Genomic DNA, 12,390 nt, shown 5'->3' on the forward strand with positions numbered 1-12,390 from the left:
TTTTAAACAACCTAAAATCTAATCATGAAATATACCGAAGGAATGCTCCGGGATGGAGCCTTGGAAGGAAAAAATATATTAATCACCGGTGGTGGCACCGGGCTTGGGCGCTCAATGGGTGAGTATTTTTTGAAGCTAGGAGCTAATCTTATTATTACCAGCCGCAGGTTGGAAGTGCTGCAGCAAGCTGCCAGTGAAATGGAAGATTCTTTTGGGGGAAGTGTATTGCCGCTAAGTTGTGATGTGCGAGAAATAGAACAAGTGGAAAAAATGTGGTCCGACGCCAACCAAGAGTTTGGCCAGATTCATGGGGTGCTCAACAATGCAGCAGGGAACTTTATCAGCCCAACCGAAATGCTTTCTGCCAACGCTTTCCAAACAGTGGTGGACATTGTTCAAAAAGGCACTTCCAATGTTACCCTCACTTCAGGTAAACACTGGATAAAAAATAAGCAACAGGGAACATTTTTGAATATCGTGACGACTTATGCATGGACAGGATCGGGATATGTGGTGCCTAGTGCTGTGGCAAAGGCTGGTGTATTAGCTTTAACCAGATCCCTAGCTGTAGAATGGGCTAAATACCAAATTAGGTCTAATGCCATTGCTCCGGGGCCCTTTCCTACGGAAGGTGCTTGGAGTAGACTGCTACCAGGCGAATTGGTCAAAAAATTTGACCCAGCAAAGAAAATACCTGTAGGAAGGGTGGGAGAACATCAGGAGCTTGCAAACCTTGCCGCCTATCTTATGTCGGATTTTTCCGCTTTTGTCAATGGCGAAGTAGTCACCATCGATGGAGGCGAATGGCTCAAAGGTGCGGGCGAATTCAGCCATCTTGACCAAATCCCAAACGAAATGTGGACCCAGTTGGCAGAATCCCGGAAGAAAAAGTGATGGAGACTGGAGATGGGAACAACCTTCGGTCTCCCGTCTCCCGTCTTTTTTTAATCCTCCTTAAAAACAGGAGCTTTCTTATAGGGTAATATCAATGTATTGTTCCATTGGGGAAGTACCTTGTTCAAATTTCTTTCTGTAAGTGATGCGGTTTCCACAAAATACCACTTACTTCGGCCCTCGGTGGCAACTGCGATAAGCGTGTTTTCGGTGGTAAGTCTCCCTCCTTTTACTTTCGTCACAGATTGATAGGGAACAATGATATGCCATTCATCTCCTGCCTTCACTTTATCTATCGGCTCTTTGATGATAAAGTCACTCAAACTCATCCCACGGTTTTTCTGGATTTCATTTAACTGAAGTAAAACCTTCTTGTAGGCCTCCCTACCTCCGGCTTGCTCAATTACTTGCGGATAGGTGAAGTCCAGCAAAAGCTCATAATCTTCATTGAGGTTAGCCAAGGCGTATTGCTGTGCAGCCTCCCACACCTCTTCAGATGATTGGGCTTGAAGGTTGTTGAAAAGTGAGACGAAACAAATTGCTAGAAACAAAAACTTTTTCATGGGATGCTGATTTTTGGAGATAAATAAAATCAGCCACAAAATTACCAATTTCCGCTTTAGTGCAATATCAAGAATGAAAAAAAATCATTCGATTGATTGGGCAGAAAAGAATGAAAGCTCACCATTTTCAAAAAGAACCTTGATTTCAATGGGTTGACAACAAACTTCGCAATCCTCAATGTAAGTTTGAGCGGCTACGCTGGTGTCAATCAGTGCGGAGATATTGGAAAAGCAATAGGGGCAGGTGAAGAAATGTTCTTCAAGCATGAATGTTCTTTTTGTTCAGAACATTCATGCGAGGAGGATGTTTGGAATTTGAGTCTTATTTTTTGAGACTCATGGTGTGTACATCATTTTCATCGTCCACTCTAAAGGCAGCAGAGGAGAAAGATGGAGGGCCGAAGGTTCCACTTGCATTGTTGGAAAAACCATAGGCCTCTTGTGGTACACCAAGCAGGTTTTTGTTTAGTTTGCCGTCCTCATTGGCATCATGGTAGGCGGAAATGGCGTAATTACCATCAGCCATATCTTTAAACTGATACACGGCTCGCCCATTCTGAATTTTAACAACGGCACTTCCAACGGCTTTGTCGGCATTATCCGGAAAGCCATCTGGGGAATTGAAAAGTAATACCCTGACTACACCTTTGTTGTTTTCAAGGTTGTCAAATGTTACTGTAAGGTCTGTCTTGGAAGGTCTGATCATGATGAGCAATACCAATAATACCAGGATGTTTTTCATTTTATTCTAATCGTTCAATAGTTGCTCGCCTATTGATTTTTCCGGATGCTGTCACTTCAAATTGTTCTAAAAAAAAGACCTCTTTTGGAACTGCATACTTGGAAACTCGGGCTCGAATCTGCATTTGCAAATCCCTTGCCTGATTTTCATCGACTTGGCCAATTTCTATGAGCAAACAAACTTTTTGGCCCAGCTTGTCATCAGGAAGCCCAAAAATAAAATAATTTTTACCCGAAAATTTTTTTTCAAATATTGGAAGTATTTGATTCTCAATCTCCTCAGGGTGAATTTTGACGCCTCCAGAGTTGATCGTAAAGTCAGCTCGACCCTTCCAAATAAATTCCTTCTCTGAAAGAAGTTCTACAATATCTTGGGTTTCAAGACGGTTTCCACTGCCCATTGGGGAAGTTATCACCAATCTGCGGTCTTCAGTTTGGGAAAACTTCACACCCGGCAGGGCCTTATACACAGGCGTTTGGAGGTGATTAACTTTTGCCAAAGCCACATGGCTGACTGTTTCTGTCATTCCAAAGGTTTGGTATATTGAAATCGGAAAGGTTAAAGCTTTTTTTCGAAGACTTTCATTCATAGGTGCCCCACCGATGATCAGGTTTTTTATTCCTAATAATTTTGCTTGAGATTCCTCATGATTCATTATGGTCTCGAGCTGTAAAGGTACCATAGCGGCAAAGTCAAAATGTATCCCCTCATTATTGTTCTCCAGAGGATTTCCGCTAGGATTTACAACGTAAACATCAGCACCCCACTCCAAAGCCCTCACTAGCATCATTTTGCCGGCTATCATTTCGATATTTAAGCAACAAAGCAAGGATGCACCTTTTTGAATTTCGAAAAAGTCTCCAGTTCCTCTTGCGCTGGCTTCCATTTGGGCTCTGCTAACTAGGATTTTTTTAGGCTTTCCCGTCGATCCGGAAGTTTGCAACTCAAAATGCTGCACTCCTAGTAACCATTCTCTACAAAAATCAATAGCCTTCTGGAAATAACTTTCTTCGACTTGGATGTAGGTATTTTGAATTACGGTAAATGAATATGTTCTCTGATTGATTATAAGACTTCCCATGGTGAAATTTTTCCCTCCCAAATTTAAGCAAGTCCTTGCCTTATTAAAAATTACCAAAAAAATATAAAGCTATCTGACACCCATTTGTTATATTTGTTTCAATTATCTATCATGAATCGCTTTATAAAGATATCGTTTTTAATGATTTACCTGCTCTTTAACGCAGGGATGAGCTATTCTATGCATTATTGCAGTGAAAGGTTGGAATCGATTAGCTTATACGCAGAGGAAAAGAAATGCTGTTCCGAAAGTGACGAGGACATGGAATGCTGTGTTGACGTGCTGCACCATGAAATACAGCAGGCAGACCAGAATCTGTTGGCCTTGGCAGACTACCAGTTTCAGAAAGCTGATTTCTCTTCTGCATTTATAGCTTTTGTGGCCATGCTCCACAAGCTAACTTTCTCCTTGGACTGGGAGGAGGCTATCCCTGAGCCGCAATTGCTTACATATAAAACCACTCCTATACATATCCAAAACCAAAGTTTTTTGATATAACATTGTTGTTTTTGGTCAATCTTTGACCGTTTCTTTTCTGTGCCCAAATTCCAGACGGGCAAATTTTCAATTTTCTTCATTTGATCATTTTAACCAATGCTCAATTCTATAATCAAATTCTTTCTTGAGAATAAGCTGGTAACAGTATTGCTTCTCCTCATCATTGTGGTGTGGGGGATCGTAGTGGCGCCGTTCCGCTGGGATACGGGCTTCCTGCCCAATGACCCAGTGCCGGTGGATGCCATCCCTGATATCGGGGAAAACCAGCAGATTGTCTTCACCGACTGGATGGGTAAATCCCCCCAGGACGTTGAAGACCAGATCACTTACCCTTTGACTACGGCCCTCTTGGGGATGCCGGGTGTCAAATCCATCCGGAGTACCTCCATGTTTGGGTTCAGCAGTATCTACCTCATTTTTGAGGAGGACATTGAGTTCTACTGGAGCCGTAGTAGGATATTAGAAAAACTGAACTCCCTTCCTGGAGGGCTACTGCCCGAAGGTGTGCAGCCCCAACTTGGCCCTGATGCCACCGGTCTGGGACAAGTTTATTTCTATACCCTGGAAGGCCGTGATGAAGAGGGTAACCCGGCAGGTGGCTGGGACTTGCACGAGCTTCGATCCATACAGGACTTCTATGTAAGGTATGGGCTTTCTGGAGCTTCTGGAGTTGCAGAAGTGGCCAGTATCGGAGGCCATGTCAAGGAATACCAGGTGGATCTGGATCCTGATGCCATGAAGGCCAACAATGTAAGCCTGATGGAGGTCATGGAAGCCGTCCGTCAATCCAACCTGGATATAGGGGCCAATACCATGGAGGTCAACAAGGTAGAATATATCGTCAGAGGCTTGGGCTATGTCAAATCCCTTGAGGATATAGAGCTCGCAGTTGTGAAAATGAACAACAACGTGCCCCTCCGGATCCGGGATGTGGCAAAGGTGAACATAGGCCCTGCCAGTAGAGCGGAAAGGGCGATCCTCGACAAAGGAGGCGCTGAAGCGGTTGGTGGAGTAGTAGTAGCAAGGTACGGAGATAATCCATTGGCCGTCATTGAGGAGATCAAAAGAAAGATAGAGGAAATTTCCCCTGGTCTTCCGACCAAAACCCTAGAGGATGGTACCGTATCAAAAGTCACCATTGTGCCTTTCTATGATCGGTCAGGCCTCATCCATGAAACTTTAAACACCTTAAATGAAGCCATCAGCCTTCAGATCCTGATCACCATAATTGTGATCATTGTTATGGTGGTCAACCTGCGGGCAAGCCTTCTGATCTCGGCCCTGCTTCCACTTGCCGTCCTGATGTGTTTCATCATGATGAAATATGTGGGAGTGGACGCGAATATTGTAGCCCTTTCAGGTATTGCGATCGCCATAGGGACAATGGTCGATCTGGGGATTATCCTGAATGAAAATATTCTCCGCCACTTGGAGATAGCTGAAGAAGGTAAATCCAAGCTGACGGTAATCTATGAGGCCACCACCGAAGTAGCCACAGCGATCCTTACCGCAGTAATGACTACCATTGTGAGTTTTCTGCCTGTATTTACGCTTCAAGCAGCTGAAGGTAAATTGTTCGGGCCTTTGGCTTTTACTAAAACCTTTGCCCTGATCGCAGCATTGATCTTCACATTGGTATTTATGCCGGCCTTTGCACACTGGCTGTTCGGAGCCAGACTGAAGTCTGAGCGCAGCCGCAACATGGCCAATTATGTCATGGCCTTTGCAGGATTGGCCCTTCTTCTGGTAATGCCTTGGGCAGGTTTGGTCCTGTTGGCTTTGGCTATAAACAATATTGTTCACGCACATTTTCCAGACCGGACAATGGATGGGAGATTCAAGGACACTATTACCATTGGGGTAGTTGTGATAGCGGTTTCCTTTTTACTTGCCTTTGAATGGCGACCTTTGGGCCTGACCCAATCAGTCCTGGTGAACTTCCTGTTCATCATACTGGTGATAGGCTTGGTTTTGGGCACCTTCAGGATATTTATACGTTTCTATAAAGATTTGCTGGAATGGTGTCTTGCCAATAAAAGACTGTTCCTTACCCTTCCTTTGATCATCATGCTTCTTGCTCTGATGATTTGGTTAGGGTTTACCAGAATATTTGGCTTTATGGCCACAGGCTTTGACCAGGTTGGGTGGAACATCAGGACACAGAAGGTATGGTCTTCCATGGCGCATACCTTTCCCGGGATGGGCAAGGAATTTATGCCGGCCCTTAATGAAGGCTCCTTCCTGTTGATGCCTACTTCCATGCCACATTCCGGGGTGGAGGCAAACATGGAAATTGTCAAGCAATTGGATATGCTGGTACAGGCTATTCCGGAGGTGGAAATGGTGGTAGGTAAAGCCGGGCGTGCGGAAAGTCCCTTGGATCCCGCACCGATGTCCATGTATGAAAACATTATCAACTATAAAACAGAATTCATTCAGGACGAACAAGCCAATAAAATCAGGTTTGCCATCACCACTGATGGGCTGTACCGCCTCAATATCCTGAATGAAGAGTGGTTCTTGGATCGATCCAACCAGGTCATTCTTAAAGAGGATGGACAAGAAATGGAAGCCGCCCGTTCAAGAACCATAATCAGGAATATCAACAAATATCTGGTCCGGGATTCCAGAGGATTGCATTACAGGCAATGGAGGGACCAAATAACCGGCCCCAATGACATCTGGAATGAAATCCAGGCCAGAACTTCCAACCTTCCAGGAGTGACTTCAGCACCCAAGCTTCAGCCGATTGAAACCCGATTGGTCATGTTGCAGACCGGTATGAGGGCGCCGATGGGGATCAAGGTTTACGGGCCGGATCTGAAAACCATCGAGGATTTCAGTCTAAGGCTGGAAGGAGTGCTGAAGGAGGTTTCTTCCGTAAAACCTGCTGCTGTTTTTGCCGACCGTTCCTTAGGAAAGCCTTATTTGGAAATTGACCTGGACAGAATGGCCATGGGCCGGTATGGGCTGAATGTGGCTGAAGTGCAGGAGTTTATTGAACTTGCGGTAGGGGGCATGACTCTTTCTACCACTGTGGAGGGCAGGGAGAGATATGCTATCCGTGCAAGATTTGCCCGGGAATTCAGGGATGACCCTGATGCTGTAGCCAGGCTGTTGGTCAATACTCCAAACGGAGGGCAGATTCCTTTGGTGCAGATTGCCGAAGTGACCTACAGGCCAGGCCCTATGATGATCAGGGGAGAGGACTCCTTCTTAGTGGGCTATGTTCTCTTTGACCGGCAGGATAATGTGGCAGAGGTGACGGCAGTGGAGGATGCGGACCGACTGATCAAATCGAAGATTGCTTCAGGGGAACTGCAGGTCCCTGCCGGGGTGACCTATAATTTCAGCGGTAACTATGAAAACCAGGTAAGGGCAGAAAAAAGGCTTGCCATTGTGGTGCCGTTGTGTCTGACAGTGATCTTTCTGATCCTTTATTTCCAGTTCAGGTCCACAGCTGTAGCACTGATGATTTTCAGCGCCATAGCCATGGCCTTCGCCGGGGGCTTCCTGATGCTCTGGTTGTATGGGCAGACCTGGTTCTTTGATTTCAACCTGATGGGTACCAATATGCGGGAGCTCTTCCAGATGAAGACGGTCAACCTCAGTGTTGCGGTATGGGTAGGGTTTATTGCCCTCTTCGGAATTGCAACAGATGATGGTGTAGTGATGGGAACTTACTTGAAGCAGAGCTTTGACAGAATGAAGCCTGAAAACAGGGATGAGGTAAGGGAAGCTGTGGTGAAAGCCGGTTTGAAGCGGGTAAGACCTTGTCTGATGACCACGGCCACTACGATATTGGCATTGCTGCCGATTTTGACCTCTACCGGGCGGGGATCCGATATTATGATCCCAATGGCCATTCCTGCCTTTGGGGGAATGAGTGTGGCTTTGATTTCCTTGTTCATCGTTCCGGTGCTTTATTCCTGGAATGAGGAAAGGAAAATTAAACGATTGAAATAAATATTGACGATAAGCATAATTGAAATGTCAATGATAGAAATAAAAGTAAGAGAATATTTGTTCAAAGGCATAGGGATGATCCTGTTGTCAATGCTCAGCTTTTCGGTGAATGCCCAGGAACTCAATGAGTACCTAATAGAGGCCGGGGAGAACAATCCCGAGGTGAGGGCAAATTTCAGGCAGTATATGGCTGCCTTGGAGCGGGTGCCCCAGGTGGGCTCCCTACCGGATCCGCAGTTGAACCTAGGGGTATTCCTTCGGCCCATGGAAACCCTTATGGGCAACCAAAGAGCCGATCTTTCCCTGATGCAGATGTTCCCATGGTTTGGGATGCTCAGAACTCAAAAAGATGAGGCCAGTATGATGGCAAATGCCGCTTATGAACGCTTCAGGGAGTCCAAAAATCAATTGTATTTTGAGGTGAAGAACACTTATTACCAGCTTCATCAGCTTCAGAATGAAATAGAGATCATGGAAGAAAACCTTGAGATACTAAGGATGATGGAGCGTCTGGCGATCATCCGTTATCAGGGTGGGAGTATCGGGCAGGTCGCTACAAGTGCCTCCCAAGCTGTCAGATCTGCAGGAACCAATGTAAGCACACCATCCGCGGCGAGCATGAGTATGGGCGGAGCCGGCCAAACCGTTGGGGCACAACCCCAAATGGGACAGTCTCCTGCCGGTGGAGGCATGGGCGGTATGGATCAGGGCGGAGGTTCCGGTGGCAAGCTTTCCGATGTTCTGAGGTTGCAGATCCAGATAAGAGCCGCTGAAAGCCAGCTGGAAACGCTTGCGGACAACAAAGCCCCCCTGATAACCAGGTTCAATAAGCTTTTGAACAGGGAGAAAAATGCTTCCGTCGCCCTGCAAAGGGAGCTAATGCCCAAACTTTTGCTCTATGATGAGCAAAGTTATATCGACAGTGTTTTGGAAGACAATCCCATGTTAAAAATGTTCGACGCTGAGGCATCAGCATTTACCAAGAAGGAGGAGATGGCCAAGCTGGAGGGAAGACCAATGATCGGAGTAGGGGCCAACTATATGGTCTTTTCGCCAAGAGCTGAAATGGGCTTCCCAGGTGGCAGTGGCGCCATGGAATACATGCCCTCTGGTATGGGCAATAATATGGTGATGCCAATGGTGACTCTGACCCTTCCCATCTACCGCAAAAAGTTCAAGGCCGCGCAGGCAGAGGCAAGATATGGTAGGGAGTCTATGGAGCTCCAAAAAGAGAATGCCCAGAACAACCTCATCATCCAACTGGAAGAGGTGATCAGGGACATCCGTGACACCGAGAGAAAGGTGACTTTGTTGGAAGACCAGGTTGAATTGACCCAACAGGCATTGGACCTGATGGTGACGGGATATGCCAGTGAAGGCACTTCATTCGAGGAGTTGCTGTCTGTCCAAAGGGAACTGTTGGACTATAGGATCGATTTATTAAATGCAATAGTAAACCAGCACACTGCATATGCTATGCTGGATATGCTGGTTGCCAGCGAAGTTAGGGATTAGAAAAACCGGGGGTGCCCCTTTACGATAATTACAATGAAATCAAATAAACAAATCATCATCATCATAATTGGCTGCCTGTTTTTTGGAGGGGTTATAGGTTGGACACTTAGCCCTTCAGGCGGAGATCATGAAGGTCATGCCCATGCTGATGGGGAAGGGACAATTTATACCTGTTCAATGCACCCACAGATCAGGCAGGATGAGCCCGGGCAATGTCCTTTGTGCGGCATGGATCTAACACCTTTGGCCAAAAACGGTGGAGGATCGACCGATCCCATGGTTTTTGAAATGACCCCTGAAGCCATTGCTTTGGCCAATGTGGCCACGGTAAGGGTAGGTGAAGGCGGCGGAACCCAGCAGGTTCGCCTAAGCGGTAAGATCCAGCCTGATGAACAAAGGGTTAACAGCATTGCTGCAGATTATTCCGGAAGGATAGAGCAGCTTTTTGTGAACTTTACCGGGCAAGAGGTAAGTCGTGGAGAACGGTTGGCCACCATTTATTCCCCGGATCTCATCAACGCCCAGAAGGAACTTTTGGAAGCTTCAAGGATGAGGGAAAGAAGCCCTGCCCTTTATGAAGCAGCCCGGGAGAAGCTCAGGTTATGGAGGATCTCCGACCAGCAGATCCAACAGATCGAAGAAAGGGGCGAGGTTCAGTCAAACTTTGACATCCATGCTGATGCCAGTGGAATAGTGATGGCTAGAAATATTGCTGTCGGCGATTTTATCAGCCGTGGAACAGTCTTATTTGAGATTGTGGATTTGAGCAAGGTATGGGTTATGTTGGATGCCTACGAATCGGATCTCGGTTGGCTGAGCAGGGGCAATGAGGTGAAGTTTACCGTTAATGCCTTGCCGGGAAGGGAGTTTGAAGGCAAAGTGAATTATATCGACCCAATAATTAACCCTGCCACAAGGACGGTTTCTGTACGGGCCGAGGTTCCAAATCCGGGCCAGGTATTGAAACCTGAAATGTTTGTCAATGCCATAGTCCAAGGTGGACAGCAGGCTAAGGAGGGTGTGGCAACCTTGCCACGTTCGGCAGTGCTATGGACAGGAAAGCGGTCTGTGGCCTATGTCCAGAGGGGGACTAGAGATGCCCCTGCATTTGAAATGGTGGAAATCCAATTGGGGCCACGGGTCGGCGACCAATACCAGGTGCTGTATGGATTGAAAGCCGGGGATCAGGTAGTGTCCAATGGGGTGTTCTCCATTGATGCTGCCGCACAGCTAACCGGGAATTTTAGCATGATGAACAGACCGGAAGTCAAGACCTTGGAAGTGCCGGAAGGCTTCAGACTACAATTGAACGAAGTGATCAACCATTATTTGGAACTAAAAGAAGCCTTGGTTGAAACAGAGCCGGATGCTGCCTCAAAGTCTGCTCAAAGAGTGGTTCAAGCATTGCAAGCCGTGGAAATGAGCCTTTTGGATGGCTCTGCTCACGATATTTATATGCCTCTGCATAAGGTCATGAATGAAAACGTGCGGCAAATAGCTTCCCAAAATGATGTGGAGGAGCAAAGGGCTGCCTTTGAATTGCTGTCCGAGCACTTGATCGAGGCGGTGGAGTATTTCGGCATTGCTCAAGATGAGCTGTTCAAGCAGTTTTGCCCAATGGCATTTGATGATAAAGGAGCTTTCTGGTTAAGTGCCGAAAGCGAAATCAGGAATCCTTATTATGGAGATATGATGCTTTCTTGTGGGGAAGTGAAAAAGGTCTATGTAAAAGGGAAATTAAATTATAAGGAAGGTGAGGGAGCTTCAGCCACCTCGACGCACCAACATTAAAAAAATAACCAAAATAATAATTAACATGAAAAAAGTAATCTTTGCAGCAGCCTTAATGGGCCTCTTTATCGCTTGTGATAACAAAACTCAAGAAGAAGGTGATCACCATGATAATCATGATGATGGGAGCACTCACGTAGCATCCACTGATACTGAGAAAGGCGCAGATGTTCATGCCGATTTCTCTATATCAAAGCATTCACAAGTAGAACAAGTGAAGGCCTTTTATGGCGAGTATCTAAATCTGAAAAATGCTCTTGTAGAAAACAATCAAGAAGGCTCTGAGAAGTCTGTCCAAAACCTTCAATCCTTACTTAACAACGAAAATTTCAATTCTATGGAGGGAAGAGCATCAGCAGTAATTTCCCAAATGGAAGCCAGTCTTAGAAATATGGATGGCGAATCAGTGGAGGGGAAAAGAGAAGAGCTCAATACGTTGAGTATGTCCCTATTTACCTTGCTGAAGGCTGCTGACCATGGTGTAGAAAATGCTCACCTGCAGTACTGCCCGATGGCATTCGATGATCAGGGGGCTTACTGGGTCAGTGATGTGAAAGAAATACGGAACCCGTATTTTGGAGATAAAATGTTGAAATGTGGATCCGTAAAGGAATCAATTTAAAAGTAATAGTTGTTTAATTCCCGAAGACCTGCTGGGAGGCATTGACCTCCCGCGGGTTTTTTATCACAATGACATGAGAAAAATAATTTTATTCAATCTTACTCTTTTGACAGTCCTATGGGGTTGTGGACCGACTGACAGCAATACTGAGTCAGTGGAAAATCAGCATGATCACAATCATACCCAAGAAATTACAGAGGAAGATCTGAAGAGTCCAAAAAGCATTCCTCGGGAGGCTCATGGCCAAGTAGGCGACAATCACCTTACCATAAGGTACCATTCACCGGGAGTGAGAGGCAGAAATGTTTGGGGAGGATTAGTTGCTTTTGACCAAGTATGGGTGGCAGGTGCGCACCAAGCAACAAGTGTTGAGTTTTCTAATCCTATAGAAGTAAATGGCCAATCCATTCCAAAAGGAAAGTATGGATTTTTTGCCGTTCCAGGGAGGGAAACCTGGCATTTGATCCTTAATAAAAACTGGGATCAACATTTGACAGATGATTATTCTGAGGAAGAGGACTTGGTACGACTCAGGGTGGAACCAACTCCAATATCAATGGTTGAGCGCTTGGAGTATGAAGTAATCGAAAAAAATAATCAAAATGGCGAAATTGCCATGAGATGGGATACATTGGAGGTAATTTTGCCTTTTATCAATAAATAATTGATTTGATATGATTAAAGCCAATGGTATTTTCCAGCCCGGGAAATACCATTA

The 12,390-nt window shown here is 45.8% G+C and carries 11 protein-coding genes; 7 read left to right on the top strand and 4 right to left on the bottom strand.

Translation table 11 applies throughout. The features are described from left to right. Positions 1 to 24: 24 nt before the first annotated feature. Positions 25 to 894 carry an SDR family oxidoreductase gene (locus tag FPL27_RS07905; protein ID WP_143960575.1) on the top strand — a complete coding sequence of 290 codons (870 nt, stop codon included), beginning with the start codon at positions 25 to 27 and terminating at the stop codon, positions 892 to 894. A 50-nt stretch (positions 895 to 944) separates the two neighbouring features. Here FPL27_RS07905 and FPL27_RS07910 read toward each other — a convergent pair whose 3' ends face one another. From FPL27_RS07910 to FPL27_RS07925, 4 genes are all read right to left on the bottom strand, one after another. Then, complete coding sequence (locus FPL27_RS07910) at positions 945 to 1,457, bottom strand: hypothetical protein (protein ID WP_143960576.1); 513 nt, start codon at positions 1,455 to 1,457, stop codon at positions 945 to 947. Positions 1,458 to 1,541: 84 nt separating this feature from the next. Beyond that, positions 1,542 to 1,724, bottom strand: a complete 183-nt coding sequence (locus FPL27_RS07915; protein WP_143960577.1) for a CPXCG motif-containing cysteine-rich protein — start codon at positions 1,722 to 1,724, stop codon at positions 1,542 to 1,544. Between the two features lie 55 nt (positions 1,725 to 1,779). After that, complete coding sequence (locus FPL27_RS07920) at positions 1,780 to 2,199, bottom strand: DUF2141 domain-containing protein (protein WP_143960578.1); 420 nt, start codon at positions 2,197 to 2,199, stop codon at positions 1,780 to 1,782. Between the two features lies 1 nt (position 2,200). Next, the gene (locus FPL27_RS07925) at positions 2,201 to 3,280 is read right to left on the bottom strand and encodes an AMP-binding protein (protein WP_143960579.1); all 1,080 of its coding nucleotides are present in this window, start codon (positions 3,278 to 3,280) and stop codon (positions 2,201 to 2,203) included. 111 nt (positions 3,281 to 3,391) lie between these two features. On the opposite strand from FPL27_RS07925, the gene FPL27_RS07930 reads away from it, so the two are divergent. The 6 genes from FPL27_RS07930 to FPL27_RS07955 all read left to right on the top strand — a co-directional run bounded on the left by FPL27_RS07930 (position 3,392) and on the right by FPL27_RS07955 (position 12,336). Next, positions 3,392 to 3,778 carry an HYC_CC_PP family protein gene (locus FPL27_RS07930; RefSeq protein ID WP_143960580.1) on the top strand — a complete coding sequence of 129 codons (387 nt, stop codon included), beginning with the start codon at positions 3,392 to 3,394 and terminating at the stop codon, positions 3,776 to 3,778. A gap of 96 nt (positions 3,779 to 3,874) precedes the next feature. Further along, positions 3,875 to 7,744, top strand: coding sequence for an efflux RND transporter permease subunit (locus FPL27_RS07935; RefSeq protein ID WP_143960581.1), 3,870 nt, complete (start codon positions 3,875 to 3,877; stop codon positions 7,742 to 7,744). 30 nt (positions 7,745 to 7,774) lie between these two features. Further along, on the top strand, positions 7,775 to 9,259 hold the full coding sequence (locus FPL27_RS07940) for a TolC family protein (protein ID WP_235893394.1): 1,485 nt from the start codon (positions 7,775 to 7,777) through the stop codon (positions 9,257 to 9,259). A gap of 33 nt (positions 9,260 to 9,292) precedes the next feature. Beyond that, positions 9,293 to 11,050 carry an efflux RND transporter periplasmic adaptor subunit gene (locus tag FPL27_RS07945; protein WP_143960582.1) on the top strand — a complete coding sequence of 586 codons (1,758 nt, stop codon included), beginning with the start codon at positions 9,293 to 9,295 and terminating at the stop codon, positions 11,048 to 11,050. 25 nt (positions 11,051 to 11,075) lie between these two features. Further along, the gene (locus tag FPL27_RS07950) at positions 11,076 to 11,672 is read left to right on the top strand and encodes a DUF3347 domain-containing protein (protein ID WP_143960583.1); all 597 of its coding nucleotides are present in this window, start codon (positions 11,076 to 11,078) and stop codon (positions 11,670 to 11,672) included. Positions 11,673 to 11,745: 73 nt separating this feature from the next. Further along, positions 11,746 to 12,336 (top strand): DUF2911 domain-containing protein, encoded by a 591-nt coding sequence (locus FPL27_RS07955; protein WP_143960584.1) that lies wholly within the window; start codon positions 11,746 to 11,748, stop codon positions 12,334 to 12,336. Positions 12,337 to 12,390: the final 54 nt, after the last annotated feature.

It is taken from the genome of Litoribacter populi (assembly GCF_007483685.1).
Taxonomy (GTDB): Bacteria; Bacteroidota; Bacteroidia; order Cytophagales; family Cyclobacteriaceae; genus Litoribacter; species Litoribacter populi.